Source organism: Blautia sp. NSJ-140 (assembly GCF_022868965.1).
GTDB lineage: Bacteria > Bacillota > Clostridia > Lachnospirales > Lachnospiraceae > Blautia_A.
In genome coordinates this window covers 34762-56110 of sequence record NZ_JALIFS010000014.1, presented here as the reverse complement: position 1 = coordinate 56110, position 21349 = coordinate 34762, and the positions used below count along the sequence as shown (strand labels likewise).

Annotated in this window: 24 protein-coding genes and 1 pseudogene; 4 read left to right on the top strand and 21 right to left on the bottom strand. The window is 39.4% G+C overall.

All coding sequences use genetic code 11. The features are described from left to right. Positions 1 to 344: 344 nt before the first annotated feature. Together MUB50_RS14710 and MUB50_RS14705 are read right to left on the bottom strand one after the other, a co-directional pair. Entirely contained in the window at positions 345 to 824 is a 480-nt protein-coding gene (locus MUB50_RS14710; RefSeq protein WP_244791416.1) for a DUF6147 family protein, read from the bottom strand. A gap of 65 nt (positions 825 to 889) precedes the next feature. Next, positions 890 to 1729, bottom strand: coding sequence for a DUF4367 domain-containing protein (locus MUB50_RS14705; RefSeq protein WP_244791414.1), 840 nt, complete (start codon positions 1727 to 1729; stop codon positions 890 to 892). Between the two features lie 92 nt (positions 1730 to 1821). Here MUB50_RS14705 and MUB50_RS14700 point away from each other — a divergent pair, with 92 nt between their 5' ends. Continuing rightward, the gene (locus tag MUB50_RS14700; RefSeq protein WP_244791413.1) at positions 1822 to 2889 is read left to right on the top strand and encodes an undecaprenyldiphospho-muramoylpentapeptide beta-N-acetylglucosaminyltransferase; all 1068 of its coding nucleotides are present in this window, start codon (positions 1822 to 1824) and stop codon (positions 2887 to 2889) included. 64 nt (positions 2890 to 2953) lie between these two features. Here MUB50_RS14700 and MUB50_RS14695 read toward each other — a convergent pair whose 3' ends face one another. Then, positions 2954 to 3481 carry an RNA polymerase sigma factor gene (locus MUB50_RS14695; RefSeq protein WP_118607839.1) on the bottom strand — a complete coding sequence of 176 codons (528 nt, stop codon included), beginning with the start codon at positions 3479 to 3481 and terminating at the stop codon, positions 2954 to 2956. A gap of 23 nt (positions 3482 to 3504) precedes the next feature. Continuing rightward, positions 3505 to 3909: an HIT family protein gene (locus MUB50_RS14690; protein ID WP_015525628.1), complete on the bottom strand. Its 405-nt coding sequence runs from the start codon at positions 3907 to 3909 to the stop codon at positions 3505 to 3507. Between the two features lie 130 nt (positions 3910 to 4039). On the opposite strand from MUB50_RS14690, the gene MUB50_RS14685 reads away from it, so the two are divergent. Together MUB50_RS14685 and MUB50_RS14680 are read left to right on the top strand one after the other, a co-directional pair. Next, complete coding sequence (locus MUB50_RS14685; RefSeq protein WP_244791411.1) at positions 4040 to 4351, top strand: hypothetical protein; 312 nt, start codon at positions 4040 to 4042, stop codon at positions 4349 to 4351. A gap of 30 nt (positions 4352 to 4381) precedes the next feature. Next, on the top strand, positions 4382 to 4714 hold the full coding sequence (locus tag MUB50_RS14680) for a sensor histidine kinase (RefSeq protein WP_244791409.1): 333 nt from the start codon (positions 4382 to 4384) through the stop codon (positions 4712 to 4714). Here the strand turns inward: MUB50_RS14680 and MUB50_RS14675 are convergent. The 16 genes and pseudogenes from MUB50_RS14675 to MUB50_RS14600 all read right to left on the bottom strand — a co-directional run bounded on the left by MUB50_RS14675 (position 4681) and on the right by MUB50_RS14600 (position 18155). After that, on the bottom strand, positions 4681 to 5283 hold the full coding sequence (locus tag MUB50_RS14675; protein ID WP_118514030.1) for a rhomboid family intramembrane serine protease: 603 nt from the start codon (positions 5281 to 5283) through the stop codon (positions 4681 to 4683). The genes MUB50_RS14680 and MUB50_RS14675 overlap by 34 nt on opposite strands. A 158-nt stretch (positions 5284 to 5441) precedes the next feature. Next, positions 5442 to 6872 (bottom strand): DUF6382 domain-containing protein, encoded by a 1431-nt coding sequence (locus MUB50_RS14670; RefSeq protein WP_244791407.1) that lies wholly within the window; start codon positions 6870 to 6872, stop codon positions 5442 to 5444. A 1-nt stretch (position 6873) separates the two neighbouring features. Next, complete coding sequence (locus tag MUB50_RS14665) at positions 6874 to 7305, bottom strand: TadE family protein (protein WP_243119205.1); 432 nt, start codon at positions 7303 to 7305, stop codon at positions 6874 to 6876. Then, positions 7302 to 7718 carry a hypothetical protein gene (locus tag MUB50_RS14660; RefSeq protein WP_244791405.1) on the bottom strand — a complete coding sequence of 139 codons (417 nt, stop codon included), beginning with the start codon at positions 7716 to 7718 and terminating at the stop codon, positions 7302 to 7304. Before MUB50_RS14660 ends, MUB50_RS14665 begins: the two co-directional genes overlap by 4 nt. Before the next feature lie 11 nt (positions 7719 to 7729). Next, positions 7730 to 8506 carry a hypothetical protein gene (locus tag MUB50_RS14655; protein WP_118514036.1) on the bottom strand — a complete coding sequence of 259 codons (777 nt, stop codon included), beginning with the start codon at positions 8504 to 8506 and terminating at the stop codon, positions 7730 to 7732. Positions 8507 to 8524: 18 nt separating this feature from the next. After that, the gene (locus tag MUB50_RS14650; RefSeq protein WP_244791403.1) at positions 8525 to 10018 is read right to left on the bottom strand and encodes a DUF5702 domain-containing protein; all 1494 of its coding nucleotides are present in this window, start codon (positions 10016 to 10018) and stop codon (positions 8525 to 8527) included. Between the two features lie 59 nt (positions 10019 to 10077). Further along, on the bottom strand, positions 10078 to 10248 hold the full coding sequence (locus tag MUB50_RS14645) for a Flp1 family type IVb pilin (protein WP_044962312.1): 171 nt from the start codon (positions 10246 to 10248) through the stop codon (positions 10078 to 10080). Between the two features lie 44 nt (positions 10249 to 10292). Beyond that, on the bottom strand, positions 10293 to 11318 hold the full coding sequence (locus MUB50_RS14640; RefSeq protein WP_174235829.1) for a type II secretion system F family protein: 1026 nt from the start codon (positions 11316 to 11318) through the stop codon (positions 10293 to 10295). A 9-nt stretch (positions 11319 to 11327) separates the two neighbouring features. Further along, a complete protein-coding gene (locus MUB50_RS14635) occupies positions 11328 to 12110 on the bottom strand; it encodes a type II secretion system F family protein (RefSeq protein ID WP_174235830.1) in 783 nt (260 codons plus the stop codon). Then, a pseudogene (locus MUB50_RS14630) lies at positions 12107 to 12448 on the bottom strand (ATPase, T2SS/T4P/T4SS family); the annotation flags it as partial. The pseudogene MUB50_RS14630 and the gene MUB50_RS14635, both read right to left, overlap by 4 nt. Before the next feature lie 139 nt (positions 12449 to 12587). Continuing rightward, complete coding sequence (locus MUB50_RS14625) at positions 12588 to 12884, bottom strand: hypothetical protein (protein WP_244791401.1); 297 nt, start codon at positions 12882 to 12884, stop codon at positions 12588 to 12590. 131 nt (positions 12885 to 13015) lie between these two features. After that, entirely contained in the window at positions 13016 to 13396 is a 381-nt protein-coding gene (locus MUB50_RS14620; protein WP_117592879.1) for a TnpV protein, read from the bottom strand. 20 nt (positions 13397 to 13416) lie between these two features. Further along, complete coding sequence (locus tag MUB50_RS14615; RefSeq protein ID WP_117592877.1) at positions 13417 to 13824, bottom strand: DUF6262 family protein; 408 nt, start codon at positions 13822 to 13824, stop codon at positions 13417 to 13419. Then, positions 13808 to 15316: a tyrosine-type recombinase/integrase gene (locus MUB50_RS14610; protein ID WP_225877012.1), complete on the bottom strand. Its 1509-nt coding sequence runs from the start codon at positions 15314 to 15316 to the stop codon at positions 13808 to 13810. Before MUB50_RS14610 ends, MUB50_RS14615 begins: the two co-directional genes overlap by 17 nt. Continuing rightward, the gene (locus tag MUB50_RS14605; protein WP_121056313.1) at positions 15303 to 17033 is read right to left on the bottom strand and encodes a tyrosine-type recombinase/integrase; all 1731 of its coding nucleotides are present in this window, start codon (positions 17031 to 17033) and stop codon (positions 15303 to 15305) included. Before MUB50_RS14605 ends, MUB50_RS14610 begins: the two co-directional genes overlap by 14 nt. Positions 17034 to 17051: 18 nt before the next feature. Beyond that, entirely contained in the window at positions 17052 to 18155 is a 1104-nt protein-coding gene (locus MUB50_RS14600; RefSeq protein ID WP_244791399.1) for a tyrosine-type recombinase/integrase, read from the bottom strand. Between the two features lie 241 nt (positions 18156 to 18396). Here MUB50_RS14600 and MUB50_RS14595 point away from each other — a divergent pair, with 241 nt between their 5' ends. Then, entirely contained in the window at positions 18397 to 19194 is a 798-nt protein-coding gene (locus MUB50_RS14595; protein WP_117649577.1) for a helix-turn-helix domain-containing protein, read from the top strand. Between the two features lie 505 nt (positions 19195 to 19699). Here the strand turns inward: MUB50_RS14595 and ltrA are convergent. Next, positions 19700 to 20995, bottom strand: a complete 1296-nt coding sequence (gene ltrA, locus MUB50_RS14590) for a group II intron reverse transcriptase/maturase (protein WP_173866989.1) — start codon at positions 20993 to 20995, stop codon at positions 19700 to 19702. Positions 20996 to 21349: the final 354 nt, after the last annotated feature.

Genomic DNA, 21349 nt, shown 5'->3' with positions numbered 1-21349 from the left:
CTTTTCCGTCCCACGTTCTGAAATTTCCATATCAAAAAAAGCCTGAAGGATCTCTCTGTGATACCCGATCATCCAAAAGCGCTGTGATATACAATTTCAAAAAGAAATAATCGATTTTCTGTTTATTAACGGTTTATTATTGTATTTATTATACACGAAATATATGTTTTTTGACAGTCTTTTTGTGAAATATGTTTCTTTTTTTAAGGGGATTTTTTTAGATTTTTTGATATTATTCAGAATTTTTAGACATTCCCCAGCGAAGGTAATGTAAAGTTTACTGGATTTTTTATTTTTTTGGGGGAGTGGCATCGCTGGGGTGGGTGATTTATTTTGTTGATTTGTTATTTTACGAGAATACCGCTGGTTAAGGTTGTGGTTGATTCTTTACTGCCATCCTTGGCTGCATGATAGCCTCGTACACGGTAGTAATAACCCTTTGGTACGATTACCGTAAGATCTTTAACTAAATTACTTGCGTTTGATGCTGTAAAACTCCAGCTTTTATATGTAGAATATGTTCCATTTACCTTTCTTTCCAAGTAAACATCCAAATAAACTTTACTGCATACATGATGGCACTGAGTTATTCCAGAGATTCCAACTTTATTGCTTGCCATCTTTTTTATCGTTGTTGTTCCAAAACTTAAATTATTGCCTCTAAGAACACTATAAGTCGTATCCTCTGCATAATCCTCATTCGTATCTGTTTCCACTGAAAAATCATCTGATAAGCCTTCTGCCATTGCAGGAACTACAAATAATATACTACAGCAACATGCCAAAAACAGCATGCTTATTATTCTTTTCATTTTCTCTTTCATGTAATACCTTTCTCCTTTAAACTTTCATTACACTATATATACGATGAAAAAAAAACGTTATCTCGTCAAAATTTTATATTTTTGATTAATTTTATAAACTCCTGTTCTTCCATTTGGGATTCTATTTGATAAAATTCTGTGGAATTATTCCAATATGCAACATAACTGGCTTTCTTATCTTCTTTAGCCATTATTCTTTTCACCTGAATGCTCGCTTCTCCCTCCGGCAATTTGATTGTTTCTATTTCTTTTCCATCTAAACTCGCACCAGTACTTTTGGTTTCCTTATCATATTTATTAATATATAATGTCATAATTGTATCGTTATAATTATACTGCAATAAAGCATATTCAAAATCTTTACTTATATTGTAATCTTTGAATTCAAGTCCCTCAGGCCGATATAAAAAACGCGGAATATCAACACCTAACTCTTTTTCTATATCATCAATTGCCTTTTGCTCATCCTCATATTCTTTCTCATTTTTTCTATCATTGTCTACAACTATTTTCGTATCATCTCCAGCCCAATATCTAACAGAATCAAGGAAATAACTCCTGTTCGCCTGGCTGGTCATGCTTGCGGCGAAGATACCGGCTGAGCACACAAGTACTGCTGCCGCTACGCGAGCTGCTTTATGACTTTTCTTTTCGGGCAGATAAACGATTTTTACATTCTCTTTATGATCATCAGTTTTAATACTGTCAGTTTCGTCTTCTTTGTAAACACCATCTGCTTTCAGTCTTTCTACAAGTCTCTGATAAGCAGCCTTTGCCTCCTCTTCTGTTTCTCCATCATCAGGAATCACTCCATCTGGAAACAGGATTTTTTCCATCTCTTCGGTTTCTTTTTCATATTCTTCTGCCAACCATTTTTTCAGTTCAGCATCCCTGAAATTTTCCATTATTTTTCTCCTGTAATCCTATCTTTCCTTGACAATTCCTCCGTTAGAGTTCATATTTAATGATAGTATATGACTATTCAGGAGGAATCCAAATGAAACACATCGTACTTACCGGCGGTGGTACTGCCGGACATGTAACTCCAAATATTGCCCTGATTCCAAAGCTCAGGGAGCTTGGTTATAAGATTTCCTACATCGGTTCCTACGAAGGAATCGAAAAAAAACTGATCGAAGAACTTGGAATCCCATATTATGGAATCTCATCTGGAAAGCTGAGACGTTACTTCGATCTCAAAAACTTCTCTGACCCGTTTCGTGTACTGAAGGGATTCAGCCAGGCCAGAAAGATTCTGAAAGAGCTGAAACCGGACGTTGTTTTTTCTAAAGGCGGTTTCGTTACGGTTCCCGTTGTGATCGCGGCCAAACGTTTAAAAATCCCCGCACTGATCCACGAGTCCGACATGACTCCAGGTCTTGCCAATAAACTCTGTCTCTCTTCTGCATCCAGAATCTGCTGTAATTTTCCTGAGACAGTCGCCAATCTTCCTGCTGACAAAGCAGTTCTTACAGGAACTCCGATCCGCCAGGAACTTCTTTCCGGAAATGCGGAAAACGGTCGCAAATTCTGTGGTTTCACTGCTGACAAGCCGGTACTTATGGTCATCGGTGGAAGTCTGGGAGCTGCTTCTGTCAATGATAATGTCCGCAAGATCCTCCCTGAACTTCTGAAAGAATTCCAGGTTGTCCATCTCTGCGGAAAGGGAAAAACCGATGAATCTCTCAACGGTACTGTCGGATACGTCCAGTATGAATATATCCAGGACGAGCTTCCGGATCTGTTTGCCATGGCTGATATCGTGATCTCCCGTGCAGGCGCTAATGCGATCTGTGAGATCCGTGAACTTCATAAGCCAAATCTTCTGATCCCGCTTTCTGCCAAAGCCAGTCGTGGTGATCAGATTCTTAACGCTCGATCCTTCGAACGCCAGGGCTTCAGCAAAGTGCTGGAAGAAGAGGAGATCACAGAAGAAAAGCTTCTGGAAACCATCCGCCAGCTCTATACCGATCGTCAGAAATATACAGATGCCATGGCAGGAAACGGCCAGGTAGATTCCATCAGTAAGATCACTGATCTTATTGAAGAATGCGCCAGAGCCTGACTATATTTCCACAACAGCCATATGAAAACTCTGCCACTCCCTTCCGGGCTGGCAGGGTTTTCTTTTATTCGTATACTTTGCGAAATTCTTCCTGCAACCAGCGCTTCGCTTTATATATCCTGTTATTGACACCACTTTTCGTCAGACCATATTCTTCTGCAACTGTTTCAACGGAAATCTCCAGATATTTGACCTGAATTAAGATCTCATAATTCATCGGCTGTTCCTTTCGAAATCTTCTCAGCACCATATACATAAATTCTTTCTTCTCTTTACGCAGAAATACCTCTTCCGCATCGACCGAATTCTGTTCTTCCAGAAAAGCCGCAACTTCTTCCTGACAGACAAACTCATGCTTGGAGCTTGATTTCTTTATATAATCCAAAGCCTTATTCATAGATGCCGTCTTGATCAGAGAAAACATCATCTTTTCATTATCAATATTCAGGCCATCCTTTATCGTATACATTTTGTAAAGTACATCCTGACTGACATCATCAGCAGCACTCCAGTCATGGAGAACCCCATACGCATACCCTCTGGATATTTTTCGGTATTTAAGATAAAACTCTTCAAATGTCTGATTGTTCATTTTTCCTCTTTAGTGGCTATTTGTCATTCTTTAATTTTCTTTAAGATTTCATCTCTCACCTCATCGCTGAGTTCTCCGGGTTTCCAGGTTAAACCAACACCATCTCCCTCATATCTCGGAATCAGATGCATGTGAAAATGAAACACAGTCTGTCCTGCGATCTCTCCATTGTTCTGCACAACATTAAATCCATCACAGTTCAGTGCATCTCTCAGCTTTCCTGCCATTTTTTTAGCCAGGATCATTGCTTTTCCGGCAGTCTCATCCGGAAGTTCATAAATATTCGCTGCATGCTTTTTCGGCAGGATCAATGAGTGTCCTTTGCTTGCCGGTCCCAGATCCAGAATCACGCGAAATTCCTCATCCTCATAAAGTGTTGCTGATGGAATCTCTCCATTTGCGATTTTACAAAATATGCAGTCTCCCATTATTTTGTCCTCCTTGTTTGCAAAATTATTTTATCTATATTCTTATTTTGTCGTATTTTCTCGAATTTTTCAATACTGTTCTTGTTGATATTTGAAATTTCTGATGTTAATATTTTTCCGAGGTGATAATATGTGCAACGATACTACAGTCAGTAAATTGAAAAACGATTTTCATTATACACTTTCAAAATTTTCACATGAACTCCGGAATCCTCTGACTCTTATTAACAGCGGACTCCAGATGATCGCATCTGCACATCCTGAGGTCAAAGAATATGAGCACTGGGATGATGTTATGGATAATCTTGATTATGTAAAAGAACTTCTTGATGAACTTTCTGCATTTAATAATGCAGGCCATGTCAAAAGAGAAAACATTGACACCTGCTGCTATCTCCGAACGATTCTTTCCTCCATAAAACCTACTCTGGATTATCTGTAGATCACGCTTGAAACAGATATTCCGGATTCATTGCCATCGATAGCTCTTGACCGGATCCGTGTCCGGCAGATGCTTCTGAATCTTCTGAAAAACGCATGGGAAGCCGTTCCCATTCCCGGAGGAAAGATTTCTTTTTCTGTCATTCCGGAAAATTCCGGCATCCGCATTGATATCCGGGATAACGGATGTGGAATCTCAAAGGAACAGCAGGCTACGATATTTCAGCCATTTTTCACAACCAAAGAATCCGGGACCGGCCTTGGCCTTGCTGTTTCAAAACAGATCGCTCAGGCACACAGTGGAGACATCACGCTTGAGAGTACTCCCGGTCAGGGAACTGTTTTCCATATTTTTCTGGGATGATAAAGAATTACAGCGATCAGGAAACCACTCAACAAACCGCCTATATGCGCTACGTTATCCACGCCTTCACTTGCAAATCCGAAATACAGAGAAAATGCGGCCATGATCAACATCTGCCTGACAGTCAGATCCGCCACTCTTCCTCTGTGCCGTATGATCACATAGATCATACCGCCCATGACTGCAAAAACAGCTCCGGAAGCTCCTGCAGATAAAGAAGTGTTTCCTGCATACATATCAAAAAACAAAGAGAGCATATTTCCGCCCAGACCACCAAATATATAGATCAGAAAAAATTTTATCTTTCCTGTTACCGGTTCCAGTCTCTGGCCAAGCACAAACAGAACCAGCATATTATTGATCAGATGCGGCGCACCAAAATGCAGAAACATACTGCTAAACATCCGATACCACTGTCCCTGTCCCAGGATCAACGGTGCATAAGCAGCACCGCATTCCAGCATATGCTGCCCGTTCTCCGAGCCGCCGGTAAATTCCACCACAAGAAAGATCAGCGTATTTATGAGGATCAGTAAAACTGTCACAGGTTCTTTTTTTATTTCTTCCAATTCCGGCCTCTTTTCCACAGCGGTTCCGGAAATATTTCCCGTAACTCGCTGTTATAATCTGAAAATTTGAATTCATTTCATTATTTTAACAGATTTTCATCAGGCGGACAACCTGTGGTCCTATATTAATGCGATACAAAACCGGACTTTTCGCTCTGTTATTTCAAAAAAATATAACGGGCCTGTGCAAAATCAACTTCATCCTCATCCTCCAACAAATAATCTTCTCCTGTTTTCAGAAGCTGTCCATTTACAGAAGTCCCATTTCTGGAGTTCAGATCTGCCAGATAATATGCCCCCTCCCTTTTTCGGATCTTGGCATGGATCCTGCTGACAGTTGGTATATTGATCACTGCATCCGCCGCAGTTTCCAGTTTTCCGATCACTGTGATATCTTTTTCCAAATAAATGGTAGCCAATTCCCCCGGTTCCCGGCTCACTAATGTAGCAGGACCTTTGGATGCACCTGCCGAAAGAACTACTGTTTCACCAAATCCATCTGAAAAATCCTCCGCTTTTGTCGGGATGTTTTTTTTGATCTTTTCCAGTTCTTTTCTGCTGTCACCGGCATTGCTCCCTGACAGCGCACCAGATTCTTTCTGATCTTCAGAATATACAGCTGTCTCTTTTTCCGCCGCACTATATTTCTGCTTAAGCACCGGCGTATCCGGTTTTTTCTTTTTCCCACAGCCTTTTTTGATCAGAATATAACTCAGCATCCCCAGTATCATTGCTGCAAGAACTCCCAGAAGAAAAATCTCTTTGCTTATTCTTGGAATGTATCCGCCGGCCATTCCTGCCGTAATTCCCAGAAGAAGCACCAATGCTGCACCAAATCCAGCCACTGGCTTCCATATTTTGTTTGTTTTTCGCTTCTGTGAGTCCGCTGAAGCTTTTTTCTGTTTTTCATTTCCGGACACACTGGCTCTTTCCCAGTTTTCCATCTGCCACAGATTATCTTCTTTTTCCTCCTCTGTCATCCTGTCTTCTTCCTGGACCACTGTTTTCTTCTTTTCATATGGAGAAAAATCTTCCTCGTCGCTGTTACATATTTTATATAACTCTTCCTTGATGTATTCCAGATGAAAGCTGTCCTCCAGTGCACGTCTGTATACACTGTATCCCAGCATGACCGCTTTTCCGTCTTCATGATCCAGCTTTGGAAGGATATACTCCGCAAGACTCTGAAACTGTTTCTGTACCTCCCCATGAAATCCCGGCATATAACAAAAACGGACACTTTTTCTTTCCGCATCCAGATAAATATATTCCGGTTCCAGGATCAGCTGACAGGGATTCAAAAGATACTCGGACATTTCTTCCATGATCTGTATAAAGCCTCCCAATATCATCTGAAGCGACTCCAGATCCATCTTTTTTTCCTCAAAAAGCGCCGTCATGGAATGCCTGGAAGTTATATCATAATACACCATGAATTTTCCGTCGATTCCCTGTATCCTGCATTGAAGAAGATCCGGCACAGCATTGGCCACGATCATTCTTACCTGGTAAGAATCTGTATCGATTCTCTCATCTCCTGTCAGGATCAGATAATTATGATTCATATCTCTTTTATATTCCGTTCTCATTTTATGGCGTCACCTCTCCCAGCATATCCACAGTTCCTTTTACCTTGCGGATCCATCCCACAGGCCGCAGAGGCTTTGCCTTACCACTGACTTCCAGCTTCCATTTCTGCCCCAGGAATCCGGCCGGTATTTCCAGTCTGTAATTTACTTTCACTGTTTTTCCCGCATTTGTCTGCATGCTAAGATTCTTTCCTCCCAGCAGCCCGATACCTCCCAGCATTCTTCCCTGTATATCCGCCTTTTCATATATGTTCCCTTTCTTTTTATATCCTTCCATACTGCCGCTGACTGCTGCCTCATAAGCTGCCGCAGTGAGATATGCTCTGTCATGTACAAAAAAATCCAGATACAGCACTCCGATCAGTATCATAAGCACCAGAGGCATGAGCAATGCAGCTTCTATTGTAAAACTCCCCTTTTTTATTTTTCTCACAAAAATATCCCTCCTAAATATCCGATCAGCAAAAACGGTACAAAAGGAATTTCCTCACTTCGACTTTTTTTTAGCATAAGATACTCAATGCCTGAGTAGATTCCGCACAACAATAATGCCCCACCGAGGATCCCTGCCAGTTCTCCGGCTCCTAACACAGAACCCATTGTCAGTATCAGCAATCCGTCTCCAAATCCGACCATTCCTCCACTGATCAAAGCGATCAAAATTATAAATACTCCGATTCCCATGGAAATAATCCCTGCCGGCCAGAGAAGCCCCTGCCTGATCCGCCACAGGATCCCGCCTGTCAGGAATATAAAGAGTACCGGTAAACAGATTTCTTTTTTTCGGATATCTGTCCAGGTATTAATTCCAAGAAGTACAGCCATGCAAATTTTAACACTGCTCATGATTTCTCCTTTCAGCCACATCGTCCGCAGGCACTCATTTCATCGGAAACCTCCGTTTCTTTCACCATCCGTACTGATCGTTTCAATGCACTGCAGCTTTCCCTGTTATGAAAACGGTTACTCTTTTTTGTGATATATACCACTCCAGCCGGTTCCTGCCCACGACTGCACAGCTCACAGGCCTGATACTTTTCTCCATATGCATTTTTTAAAGTTTTAACCGAAGAGCCTGATATCTGCTGAACAGACAGATTCAGATAACTGCACCCCAGTTTTCTGTGATACACACTTCCTGATTCTGTCACATACACCATAGGCTGGCTCTCCACTGTATCATTTCCATTTTCGTATATCACACCATTCCACGTATGAACCTTTACCGTATTGTGGAACCATATTTTAGGAAGCGGGATCAGACCGCCTATGGGTTGATAGGAATATACGTCCGGCAATGTGATCGTTTCTGTACCTGAGCCGCCGGTACCATACGCATACATACCTGCTTCTTTTGCTTTCTGGCACAAGCCGGTCAGATGCTCCGTCTGTACTTTATAAATATCCATAAAAGAAAGCAGCGTGAGCACTCCGAAAAAAAACAGCGGCAAAGCCATCGCAGTCTCCAGGGTGAGACTTGCTTTTTTCAGAAAGGTGCACAGGGATACTTTTCCAGGAAGCGTTTTCCGGCTTATCGGGGAAAGCAGGAAAAAAGCTCTTCGAGAGCGCCTTTCTCTTTTTTGATCCAGTCTGTTTATCTGATTTTTATCTTCTTTTTCTTCCTGAAAAAGCATCACTGTGCACCTCTCTTTCTATTCATACGCATACTGACGCGAAACTGTAAATATTTTCCGTCGGTTTGCTTTTACATCTGCAGACGCTTCCAGGGCAGTGATGCAGTGGTCCATCTGAAAACCCGGTCTTTTTCCCTTTTCACGTACAGAGCACTCGATCATATCCATTCCTCTCAGAACTTTATCCTGTTTTCCTTTCGCCATAAGCAGAACCTGAAGATAATCCTCATAAGACATTCCATTCCCTGCATCCTTTCTTGAAGAATCCAGTTTGTCCAGGATATTGGGCAGATTACTCAAAGACAGCTGCCAGTCTGAGGAGTTTTTTATAAGAGGTACATGTCCTCCTGCAAAAAGTTCCCGGACATCCAGAATACTCTCCGCAAATGCCCAGCAAAAGATCAGTGCCGCTTCGATCACTGCTGCCGCCGGCGGGATCAGAAAACCCGATGCAATAGCCAGCGCCAGTGTTTCGACCTGTATCCGTTTTCCACCATCTGAAAGCAGATACGCCATGTTAACCCCCTGACGGATAACCAGAAGTTTTCCTGCCACGGACTTCAGATTTTCCCGATCACTGTTCTTCCCTCCAAGAATATATTCCGCCTGATAATTCAACCCTGCCGCTGCCGGTCTTCGATAATTTCCCAGTTTCTTTAGCAGATACTGTCCAAATAATATTCCGGACGTATACGAATTATCGGATTGTATATCCGTATCCAACATTAGTCCTGTCTGGAGCTTTCTTCCGGATGTAAGGCTTTTTCTGTCTGTAACCGCATCCGATATTCCCCGTTCGGATGGTACTACCAGATCAATAAGTCCCATTTTACGGACTCTTCTGATGATTGGAATAGGATTTTCTACGCTTTCATCAACACCGCCGGTAAAATCATCCCCATTTCCTGCATCCGAAAAATCTCCCTGATTTTTTTGTTGCTCCTGTTCTTTTTTTGCTTCTTCGCTTTTCTGTGCGGCATCCGTAATGGCAGAATCATAGGAATCCAATGTTCCTTTATTTTCTGCCTGTTCTCCCTTTTTCTCTGCATCCTCTGTCTTCTTTTCCTGATCATTCAGTTTTCCGAGAAGAGTCTGTACCCCCTGGCTTCCCAGAGTTTCACGCATATACTGAACAGCCTGCTTGTAAAAAACCTCGCCTTTTCCATCGCTCAGAAGCTGATAACCATTGAATCCGCCCTGGAGAAGCTCCAGTTTCTGACTGTTCTGTTTCAATACAGGTTTCATATAAGTCTGAAAATCATCATATACAGAAGCCATATCCAGTTCTTCTTTTCCACCTGCATACAGTGCAAACAGCTCATAATCTTCCAGAAGCGTTCGGTCATACTGTCCAAACAGGGAATATAAGCCAATATCCATACTGTTAAGTATCTGTGTCCTGGCAGCTGCCATGCGTACAGATTCAATGCTGGCACACACAAGAGAAAGAACCAGGCTCAAGATCAGAGCCAGAAAGATCGTAATGCTGCCTTTTTTCACATTTCCTGCCAAGGGGTACCTCTCCTTTCCAAAACGGAAATATCAGCAGATATCACCGTTTTTTCTCATTTTCAGATCGTATTGCTTTGTTTTGTGATTTTTGTAAGGATTTTTTTCACAAGTGCTGTAAGCTGTTCCTTAAAGATGATGACCAGACTGATCAGAACCACCAGAATCAGGATGATCTCCACAACACCCACCGCATCCTCCTCCATCGCAAATTCTTTTACATACTTCCACATATTTTCATTTGTCACCTCACATTTCCTTTCTCTGCTCTCCGGTCCTACCCTCCGTAAAAGGAAAGACATGCCGGAAGCATGATCACTGCCATCACCACCAGGAGCATCAGAACCATCGGAAAAAGCAGTTTTGTTGCTGCTGTATCTCCCAACACTCTTGCTTTTCTTTTTCGCTCCTCCCAGGCTTCCACGGATTCCTTTTCCAGCAGATCGGCCAGATACCTGCTTCCTTTCTGGAGGTTCTGGATCAGCAGTGTTGACAGAGTTTTATACTTTACCTGTCCGCACCGTTCTCCAAATCTCCGGTAAGCCTCTGCTTCGGAAATCCCACTGTCCATCTCATAACAGGCTACTTGGATTTCTTCGTAAGCCTCACGTTTTTTACCATCTTCTCTCTTTCCGTAATCCAGCGCTATTTTCTGGAATGCTTTTCTGGCAGTTAAGCCTGCCTGCACCAGAAGGGTAAATTTCATGATCAGTCCCGGATAATCCATCAGCATCTGTTCTCTTCTTTTTATCTGAGCATTCTGTTCTTCCCGTTTTTTTGCAATGACAGCTGCTGCCGCTGCTGCCAGGCCAAGAGCTGAAAGCAGGTTTCCTGTTTTGTCTTTTGTCTGCTCCCATTCAAGATGTTTTCCATTCCATTCATCTGGAAGATAATAGTACTGCGAATCGTTTTTTTTCTGATTATATTGTACGATCATATCCTGCAGCTCTTTCTCGCGCTGCTGTTCTTCGCTAAGTTCTGTTTCCGGTTCTTCTTCGGATCCTTCTGTTTCTTTTTCCGGCACCTGCACATACAGGGAACCAGCTTCTTCTCCGTCTACAGATACTTTGAATTTCTCTTCATAAGCACCTGTCTCCTCTTTTTCCATACGGTATCCGGATGAATAAACCTTATCTCCGCCGCTTTGAAATGTCAGGAGCATACCGATGATATTTCCGGTAAGCGCTATCCATATAAACAGTTTCTTTTCTTCCGGATTTCCGGCTTCCGGAGGCAGCCGCCCCATTTTTCCTGCCAGAAACACCCCAAGGATCACCATAAATATCAAAATATGTATCCACATTATCCTCACCTACACTTCTATGTCTACGATCTTCACACCCAGCCAGTAAGCCAAGCCATAGATCACCATGCAGACTGTCATGGCACAGATTCCGAAAGGATTCCCATAAAGTACATCCAAAAATCCCGGCGAAGTCAGTTTCAGATAACAAATGATACCGGCCGGCATGATACTCATAACCATCTGTTCCGATTTCTTTGCGGCCAGCGTTGCCTCGATCTCTTTTTTTACCTCGATCTTATCACTAAGCATTCTGGCTACTTTCTGGATCACCTGCGTCATATCCCCGCCTGTTCTTTTTGCTGTATAAAATACTGCTGCGAAATTTTCAATATCTTCCACTCCGCTGCGTTTTCCCAGATCCAGGAACAGCTCTTCCACCGGAACACTCAGACGCAGCTGGCTTTCGATATACCGAAATTCATCCAGGATATCACTTCCCTTTTCATAAAGTCTCCCCAGATCCTTTACACTGGCACGCACTGCATTCTCCGCAGAATAACCGGCCTGTACCGCCACATTCATGGCCGTCAGAGCATCCCGGAACTGGTAATTCAGCTCCCTCTGCTGCCGTGCAGTACATTTTTTCCTTTGTAGCTTCAGAAAAAGCACTGGTATTGGAAGCATAAACAGCAATACCGGAAGGCTCTGATAAAACAGATAGTCGGCTGCAGCGCATATGGCAGCTCCCTCCAGAAGATATTTTGCGGTCTCCTTCCCCGTAAAATGATACATCCTGTAATCTTTCCTCGTAGATCTCCATTTCTGATTCTTTCCTTTCCGCTCTTTCATAGTCTGATTCCTGCCCGTTTCATTTTTTCACAATGCAAAAGTTCTCCGGTTTTTACAAGTCCCTTTCCTTCTTCCCAGCGATACAGCGGCCTGGTCTGGATCTCTCCGTTTTCAAATCCACATACTTCTGTGATTTCCAGCAGCTTTCTGCTTTTGTCCCGCATACGCCCAAGATGCACCAGAATATCTACCCCGGAAGCAATCTGCCTTCGGATTGCTTCCAGGGGAAGATCGATTCCCATCAATGTCATCGTTTCAATTCGAGAAAGCATATCCTGACTGCTGTTTGCATGAAGTGTTGAAAGACTTCCATCATGTCCCGTATTCAGGCTCTTTATATGGACTCCCTATGTTCCCATCATGCAGAAATACAATATCTGTACTTAATACACAATGTATATAACGTTATTATCTTGCCATTTCACAGTTGCAAAAAGAAAAGAGAACCTTTCACAGCCCTCTTTCATATCGACTTTCTCATTCATTTGTCATACCCAACAGTTTGTCAACCAATGTCTCTAAACTTTTTCCCAAAAATGGGACAAAGTCTGGTATTGCACCAAATGCCATCCCAATTATTATCATTCGACCACATTCTCTTGCAGATTCCAATGCAAATCCATAGCTCAAAACACCTGTCAGAATAAATATAATTGATAAAAAGTAAAGAAAAATATTTCCCAACATCATAGGAATTTTTAATAACCAGCAAATCAATGTCATTACTACAAGAATCAAACACAAAAACACTTTTATTATGTACTTAACCAACATTTTTAATCCCTCACTTTTTTATCTTTCCGGACAGCAAGAATCCTGCCATCCGGACTTCCATTTTTTTGCTATCCGGACTTCCACTTTTTTGCTATCCGGGCTGCAAAATTCTTGCTATCCAATACAGTTCATTATCCTTTCGTGTATATCATTTCCGTCAAAATCATCTCTTCTGCATCATGACAAATGGTATTCATCCTCCTAGTCCATTCCATGTTGTCCTGTCTTTTTAATTTCTCTGTAATTCCTTGTTTCTCCATCATCTGTTTTACTAATTGTTCTTCCCTATCCCTTGCTTCTGCATCAATCTGATTCAAATGCTCAACAAGTTTTCCTTGTAACAACAATATTTGATATTTTGCCCTTCTGTGTTCCTGTAAATAGCTTTTACGAAGCATCCCATATTTCCCATATGTTGGTTCAATATCTTTAAGTGCCAATTCCGGCAAATAATAATCACCACATAACATATAAGTAAGTCCATTTTTCTCATCGTAAATTTCGTTCTGCATAAAATATTCTCCTTTTCTTCCTATAATTGGTCGTACATCTTCAACAGTGTTCCCTTTTTCATTTGACTATATTTCACTTGTAATTCTTCATATTTTTTCTGTAGATTCTCATATTCGTTTTTCGGAACACTATCGGATAATTTCTGTTCCAAACTCTTAATCCGTGCTTCCTGTGCTTTTGCAATAGCATCGCTTTTAGGATTTCGCAATATCATTCCCTGTTGTTTTTCCTTCAATTCCATCATGACCTGTTTCACATTCGGATTATTATAGAAAAAACCTCTGGAAAGTCCTGTTAATTTTGTAAGTTCAGCAACTGAAATTTTTATATTTTTTCTATACATTGTTTCAATAGCTGTTATTGCTGTTTCCGTCATTTCCGCACTTTTTTCTTTTGCCAGTGCTACCATTTTATCGTGTTTCTGCATTTTCCTTTTCCCTCCTGTATTGTGCTAATAATTCATTCATTTCATCTCGTACAGCCTTTGTATCCTCCGCTAATGCTTCGTTTCTTAACCGCCGATAATGTGGTATGGTTCGTGTATCCTTATGCCCCAACAGCCTTGCAATGCTATCATCATCTAATTTCATTTCTGTAAGTTTTACTCCAAAAGTGTGTCTAAAACGATGTGTACGAAACTCAAAATAATTTCCATTATCATCCCTGATATCATTTTCATAAATCATGATATTTACATGATATTTCAGCATTGAATCTGTATATAATTTCCCATTATCTTGCAGAAAAATATATTCTGAATCTGGATGGTCCTTTTCTGAAACTTCTATTGCTTTTCTAATCACTTCTGCCAGCTGATCGCTGACTGGTCTTTTGTATTTCCTTGTTTTATGCTGGAGAATAGTTATAAAATAATGCCCAGATTTCTCAGATAAGCAATCCCTTCGCAAAGTCAACGTATCCTCTATTCTTGTACCGAGCATCTGATGTATTATTAGACATCTTCCTAACTGGGGCTTTAATTTTGTTAATGCACTATTAAATCTCCTGATTTCTGCATCTGAATACGCTTCTGGCAAAGCGTTGTCATATGCTCTGCAATCACTGGACAGAAAAAGATTGCATAAATTTTCTATTTCCAGTTCCCGCCCAATTTCATCCAGCAGATTATCCAAAACCGACAGTTCTGTTGTGTAACTGACTGATGTAAGACCGGTATCCGTTTTTATATAAACCAGATAATCTTCTATCATATCCCTGCTAATTTCTGTAAAATGCTTTACTTCTGGAAACCGATCATACATAAATCTAGCAAACCGACGGAATCCACACAATTCGCCTTTTATACTACCCATTGCTTTTGTCTGGCAGTGGCTATACAATATTCTCTTTATTATCTCTTTAAATTCTCTCTGCCTAATCTCACGAAAATCTAATCTATATCTTCCACGAATCGGATTACTCCTTGGCACAATATCCAGCTTTCTCATATCCCATACATCTTTTTCATTTTCTGGAATATCTGCTGTTTTACACTTCACAACATACTCATAATACATTTTCAGAAAAGAAACCTGAGCGCTATTTTGTTGCTCAACATTCCGCCTATCCGGTCTATTTCTTCTAACGTACAGCGCCAATCCTTTTTTATATAAAAATGCTTTATAGCTTCTCTCCAGTTCTTCCCATTTTTTATCAGTAATGCTGCTACAGCTTGTACACTTCTCATTCAGAAATTCTTTCAACAGATCAAATCTGTAAATATCATTTACGGCTGTTGATAATGATAAACGTCTACATCTATCATCGATATACCCATAAATCTCATCCTGTATCTTTTCATTACGAATCTCTGATATGTAGTACACCCTGTTTTCCTTCCATTTCAGCCCAGCCAACTGTTTTTCTGTAGCTTGTTGATAACAGTCATAAGAAATCAAATTAATATTACCTTTCATCATCTTCTACTCCTTTCAATTTAAATGACTGATTTCTTGAAAAATATTTATCTTCAGCCGATACAATACGTTCCGGCATGAAATCAATGTACTGTTTTGTCATATTCTCACTTGAATGTCCCAGATAATCTCGTACCCCTTGTATAGAAACTCCATTTCCGTACATTGAAGTTGCAAGGTTATGTCTGTAATCGTGTGCTCTAAAGATATAATCTCCACAGGCAATCCCACGAGCCTTACACTCCCGAATCATCTGATTTGAAAATGTCTGTCCATTAAATGCACCACCTTTTTTATTTTTGAATAAATACTCCCCATTTTTTATTCCGTACTTTTTTTCATAATCGTTCACCAGTCCAACCAATAAACTCGGAACAGGAATGACTTTTTCCCTCCGCATTTTGCTTTGATATATGCGCATCCAATTCTCATTGCCTTGTGAATAAAAGGCTCCCGATTTTATTGTACAAACCTCGCTTTTCCTAATTCCTGTGCAAAACAAAATCAAATACATCAACTGTAAATGCTCTGGGAATGCCGGCAACTCCTTAATCAGATGAGCAATTGTTTTTTCTGGAACACTTCTTTCGTTGTGTTCTGGAAAACCTTTTTTTAAAAATCGTTCCGGATAAAACTTCAACACTTCAATATTTTTCATTTTCAAAAACTGTAGAAATGTATGTATATGAGTTATATATCGGTTAAACGTGGAATATTTAATATCAGACACATCCAAAATAGATACATAATCCGCTATATCTTGTATCTCCAGTTCAGTTACTTTCTTACTCTGTCCATCCAGATATTTTAAAAATTGTGAAATAAAACTTATTGTATTTCGGATATTTGATAAAGACAGATCAGATATCCCAACTAAATATTTTGCGTATAATTGTAAATACCAACGATTTTCTTTTTCGTAAATATTAATAAATGAAAGACTTTTAACAGGTGAACTGGCATTGATTCTTGATTTATCAAACTGAAACCTATCCATATACCAGATACATGCTTGCCAATTTATCTCTGAATCTGTTAGAAATAACGTTCTTCTCGCAAACTCAACAATCTTAGAAGCCTGTTTTTTTATAATTTCTGACTCCTTGTTTAAATACAGATAAAATCTGTTTTCATCTGCCTGTTCCATTTCTTCAATATCATCTATTCCGTACTTATCGCAAAACCGTACAAGTGCTTTTAATGGTTCTAAAAAATATCTTCGATGTCTTTGTACCTTATCCATATTCAGAATTTCACACAGCAATATTTTTGTCTGTCGCACCAACTGTGATGAATGTATCCTCGTTAAGTCCCATAACAAATCATTCTTATCGACCACCTGACGGAAGGATTGTGCTTTCTTCTTATTGGGGACATACAGCAAAAACAATTTGTCTTGCTTAAAAAACTCCTGTTCTACAGAGAAAGGATTTCCTTGTGAATAGACATCCGGCATATTTTCTATTTTTAAACGATCAAATAAGCTCATTAATTCCACTTTATATTTTTCTGAAATATCCTCTTTTTCAAGAGACTCCATATACATTTTTCTCGTTTCATAGTTAATATCTGCAGTACACTGTATATCTGTATACTGAAAAAATTTATATAACCGGTTATAGTATTTTGCTTCTCCATTCGTAACTAAAGATATTTCTTCCTTTAATTTTTCAGATATTTTTTCCTGATATAACTTCGGAACAATTTTTAATACTGCCAAGGTAATCCCTCCTTCCTTTTACAGAAAATCTGCAATTGGGTATAAATCTTCATTATTTGAGTAGTATTGATCTGTTGCTTCTATCAATCGTTCATTATTTTCACCCAAGTATTTAATGGTAGTTTCAACTTTCTTATGCCCCAGGGCAAAACGAATGTCATTCAAATCCCATCCTTCTTTTCTTCTTTCCTCCGCAAAATAGTGTCGGAACTGATGCGGATGGGAATTGATATCCGTTTTTTTGGATAGTCTTTTCAACATGCTATACACAGAATCCGCATCTAATGGCTCTCCTTTGTTTTTTCCAGTCAATTTTGTAAATAGATACTCCGAGTTCATCAGACTTTTTCGATTATCAGAAATGTACTTAACCAAGAACTCAAAAGTTGTATTACTTAACAAAGCCATTCTATATTCTGCATTTTTTGCTCTTGCCAAGTTGGTATTGGATTCACGATACCTTACCCGAACCGTCCTTCTTTCAAAATCAATATCTTCGGTATAATGGATTCCCAGAATTTCCCCTAATCTAAGACCGGTTTCTGCCATCATTGCTATCAGCAATCGATCTCTATCATTCGTACAGGCATTTATCAGCTCCTGTATTTCTTCGGATGTTATTTCTTCCAGATTAGGTTCTTCTTCTTTGAAGAAACCTTTAAACGAATTCACTGCATTTTGATGATTTACTCCCATACTGTCAAAATACGATACTTTTTTTACTCGTAAGACTTTAAGCATTGGCAAAACATCTTCCAGTGCCAAAAACTGGTAGTATCTGAAAACTGCACCAAGATACATATTGCAGGTCTTATTGCTCGTTTGTGTATTATGCTCAGTATGCTTTCCACTCTTAACCCAATACAAGAAATCAATAAAATGTTTATTCTGCTCTGAATAGGATAGCAATGTAATCTCATCCAATCCTATCGTTTGCTCCTGCAGATAATTGTAATAATATGAAAGTGCGAAGGCTGCGGATTTTACAGTATTCGGAGAAGCATTAATCTGATCCAGATGCTTCAAATACTTTGATGGAAGAATTTCAATTTCTTCAATATCAGAAATAATCAAAAAACGTGGTCTATTGTCTTTCAAAATCGAAACAACCCTATATTTCAATCCACAGCCCTCCTTCCTTTCGTTTTGATTTATTTGACTTCTTTGACTTCTTAATTCTACATTATACACAAAGAAGTCAAAATGTCAATTACGTTTTTGATTTCTTTGACTTTTACAAGAATTTCAATAAAGCATTTTTTGATTTCTTTATGTTTTAAATTGATTTTTAGGAATATAATTGATAAGATAAAATACAAGAAGTCAATTTATATAAAGTCAAAGAAGTCAAGAGGAGATTTGCATGAACGAATTTATATCAAATTCAGGCACACTAATAAATCCTGACAGCGTTTACGATCAGGAAAGATTCATCAATATACTTCAAATCATTTTACAGAAAAAAACACAAAAAGAATTATCTGAACAAACAGGCTTAAATAATGCAACCATTTCACGAATGCTCAACGGTGCCCGATCTGGAAGACCATATAAAAGCACTATTGATAAAATTGCAAAAGCCATTGATGATCCAGAACTTATCCAAGAGTTATATGATGCAACGGGATATTCTTCTAAGAAAATACGGGAACGAAAAAAGATAATTGCAGACAATGGATTTTCTCTGGATCTCTCTACTGTTCAGGTGCATGAAAAATTTTTTTCTACCTTAATGCGTGGACTTTCCATGATGACAAGTCTGCATAAAGTTGAATGGACAATAAAATCCGGAACACCCAGATCATACGATTATTTAATTGAATTAAAAGAGGGAAATATAGATTATTGGTATATTAGATATGTAGATAGAATTACTTCTGATGAAGAAAGAAAAAAAGCCTTAACTGCCATTTATGGAGAATTTGCAAAATTGAAATTGGGCGGAAAAATCAAAGTTTCTTGCGCCACTCCTTCTTACGAAGATTATGATTATTTTGTTACAATTCCGCCATATCAATTAAATACAAATGCTTCAATTATACATTTTGATTCTGAACTCGAAAGATTTGCAGACGAAACCTTTTTAGAGACAGCTTTACCACTTAAAGAAAATATTCCTGTTAAGGATTTTTGTAATCTTACCGAATCACTGATACTATAACTTTTTGATTTTATCACAGAGAGAGTTGCTTATGGCTCTCTCTTTTTTTAACGCTTCCTCCTCCCATATTCTAACTCATTATGGCAAATCATTTTCTAAAGCAAGTATCGCCTAGAGTAACTCAAAATCCCATTTCTGGATTATGATTCTCTGACGAACTTAATGGAGATTACGATTCCCCATACCCTCAATATCACAAAATATCAAATTTTGCTATTAGCTCATAATAAATTTTCGCAGCTATCTGTTTTTGCACTCATAGTTACCAAAAGCTTTTTATAACCATCTGCTTCTACCAGTAACAAAATGTCAATAGTTTTTTAATCACTTTTTCAAAAAAGGCAAAAAAATAGAACGTATAGATTATTTCCATACGCTCTATCTCACATTTCATATTAAATTTTTGAATTCTACAGTCGAGTAGACTAAGACCTCTCAATCTTAGCCCCTCACAGATCCGTACGTGCGGCTTTCCCGCATACGGCTCCTCATAGTAACATTCACTTTAATATAAGCAATAGTACGTTTTAGGCTTTGCTAATGGATAATACTTGAGCATTTCCACAAATCCATTCCATGTGTATGCCCGTCTACAACCTCTCCGATTCATAGCTTTAAACAGAAACTGCTGAACTCTATGCAAAAATGTTGTTATCTTTCGGAAATTCCATGTAACACCATAGTACCGATAGTGTCCGATTAGCTTCACATTTAATTCCTTGATTATCTCTCGCATCGGTCGATTCCGATTATCATAAATCCAATTCTTATAGGCTCTGACCTTTTGCTCAAACTTCTTTCTTGAAGTCTGTACTTTTGGTACGAAACCTCCTTTTCGGTTTTTGCTACAGTAGAAAGTAAATCCCAAAAAGTCAAATGTTTCCGGTTTATGTTCTCCTCTTGCCCTGCGATTCTGCTCTGCAAATCTTCCAAATTCAATCAGTCTGCTTTTACTACTCTCAAGTTCCAGACCAAACTTTTCCATTCGTTCTTTTAACTCTTTATAGTATCTTTCAGCTTCTGACTTATATTGAAATCCTGCAACAAAATCATCCGCAAAGTTGACAAGAAAACACTCTCCCTGCATTTCCTTCTTCACTACAAGTTTGAACCACAGCGTCAGCACATGATGCATGTATATATTCGCAAGCATCGGACTCATTACTGAGCCTTGTGCCGAACCTTCCTCTGTTGGTTCAAATTTACCTTGTTCCATTATTCCTGCTTTAAGATATTTACGTATCAGCCACAGTAAGTTCTTATCCTGTATGTTCCATTCGAGAAACTTCATCATCCACTCATGGTCGATATGGTCAAAGAACCCTTTGATGTCAGCATCTACGATATAGCTGATTTTCCCATAACTTATCCGTTGATATATCTCTTTTATCGCTTCGTGACAACCTCTGTTCGGTCTGAATCCATACATACAGTTTAGGAATCTTGGCTCATAAATAGCACCCAATATTTTCTTCACTGCCATTTGTACAATCTTATCTTCATAAGAAGCTATCCCTAATGGTCTTTTCTTTCCATTTGCTTTAGGAATGTATACCCTCAGCGATGGAAGTGGCTTAAAGGATTTGTTTTTCAGCCTTTGTACTAAATCCTTGATATTTCTGTCAAGGTTCTTCCCATACTCATCTTTGGTTACCTTGTCGATTCCGACTGCTTTGCTCCCATCTAATTCCTTATGACATTGCTTTAACATATCTTCATTTATCAAATGGTACACTGATGTAAATATAGGATGTTTTGTTGTTGCTGATATTTCAGCTATTCTTACTAATTTCGTTTCCATTATTTCCTCCGTCCCTGAGTACGGATAATGTGTCCTCAGTAAGACCTTTACTATGCAATCCCCTTCCCTCCATCGGCATTACCCGATTTCTACAGTACTATGAGATTGTCCGACTACCTGCCATTCATTTGAAATCCTCCGTTTTCAGTTGTGACTTCATACTCTTTTTCGAGAAACGGCAGATTCTCCCCAGTTGATGTGTATTCACGATGTAAAACATGATTGGTTCTCTGACTCCGCAGTGCCACATAATACTCGCCATATCGTATTACATGATATTGTCTTCCGCACCAGTTAAGACGTCGACCGACTGAAGTTAACGTTTCGAAGCTCAATCACTATTCAACCCTGCTT

What these genes read in the sequence shown, in the direction of transcription:
- MUB50_RS14710 (WP_244791416.1), bottom strand. Translation starts at nt 824, where the DNA reads ATGAAAGAGAAAATGAAAAGAATAATAAGCATGCTGTTTTTGGCATGT.
- MUB50_RS14705 (WP_244791414.1), bottom strand. Translation starts at nt 1,729, where the DNA reads ATGGAAAATTTCAGGGATGCTGAACTGAAAAAATGGTTGGCAGAAGAA.
- MUB50_RS14700 (WP_244791413.1), top strand. Translation starts at nt 1,822, where the DNA reads ATGAAACACATCGTACTTACCGGCGGTGGTACTGCCGGACATGTAACT.
- MUB50_RS14695 (WP_118607839.1), bottom strand. Translation starts at nt 3,481, where the DNA reads ATGAACAATCAGACATTTGAAGAGTTTTATCTTAAATACCGAAAAATA.
- MUB50_RS14690 (WP_015525628.1), bottom strand. Translation starts at nt 3,909, where the DNA reads ATGGGAGACTGCATATTTTGTAAAATCGCAAATGGAGAGATTCCATCA.
- MUB50_RS14685 (WP_244791411.1), top strand. Translation starts at nt 4,040, where the DNA reads ATGTGCAACGATACTACAGTCAGTAAATTGAAAAACGATTTTCATTAT.
- MUB50_RS14670 (WP_244791407.1), bottom strand. Translation starts at nt 6,872, where the DNA reads ATGAGAACGGAATATAAAAGAGATATGAATCATAATTATCTGATCCTG.
- MUB50_RS14660 (WP_244791405.1), bottom strand. Translation starts at nt 7,718, where the DNA reads ATGAGCAGTGTTAAAATTTGCATGGCTGTACTTCTTGGAATTAATACC.
- MUB50_RS14655 (WP_118514036.1), bottom strand. Translation starts at nt 8,506, where the DNA reads ATGCTTTTTCAGGAAGAAAAAGAAGATAAAAATCAGATAAACAGACTG.
- MUB50_RS14645 (WP_044962312.1), bottom strand. Translation starts at nt 10,248, where the DNA reads ATGTGGAAGTATGTAAAAGAATTTGCGATGGAGGAGGATGCGGTGGGT.
- MUB50_RS14640 (WP_174235829.1), bottom strand. Translation starts at nt 11,318, where the DNA reads ATGTGGATACATATTTTGATATTTATGGTGATCCTTGGGGTGTTTCTG.
- MUB50_RS14635 (WP_174235830.1), bottom strand. Translation starts at nt 12,110, where the DNA reads ATGAAAGAGCGGAAAGGAAAGAATCAGAAATGGAGATCTACGAGGAAA.
- MUB50_RS14625 (WP_244791401.1), bottom strand. Translation starts at nt 12,884, where the DNA reads ATGTTGGTTAAGTACATAATAAAAGTGTTTTTGTGTTTGATTCTTGTA.
- MUB50_RS14620 (WP_117592879.1), bottom strand. Translation starts at nt 13,396, where the DNA reads ATGCAGAACGAAATTTACGATGAGAAAAATGGACTTACTTATATGTTA.
- MUB50_RS14615 (WP_117592877.1), bottom strand. Translation starts at nt 13,824, where the DNA reads ATGCAGAAACACGATAAAATGGTAGCACTGGCAAAAGAAAAAAGTGCG.
- MUB50_RS14610 (WP_225877012.1), bottom strand. Translation starts at nt 15,316, where the DNA reads ATGATGAAAGGTAATATTAATTTGATTTCTTATGACTGTTATCAACAA.
- MUB50_RS14595 (WP_117649577.1), top strand. Translation starts at nt 18,397, where the DNA reads ATGAACGAATTTATATCAAATTCAGGCACACTAATAAATCCTGACAGC.
- ltrA (WP_173866989.1), bottom strand. Translation starts at nt 20,995, where the DNA reads ATGGAAACGAAATTAGTAAGAATAGCTGAAATATCAGCAACAACAAAA.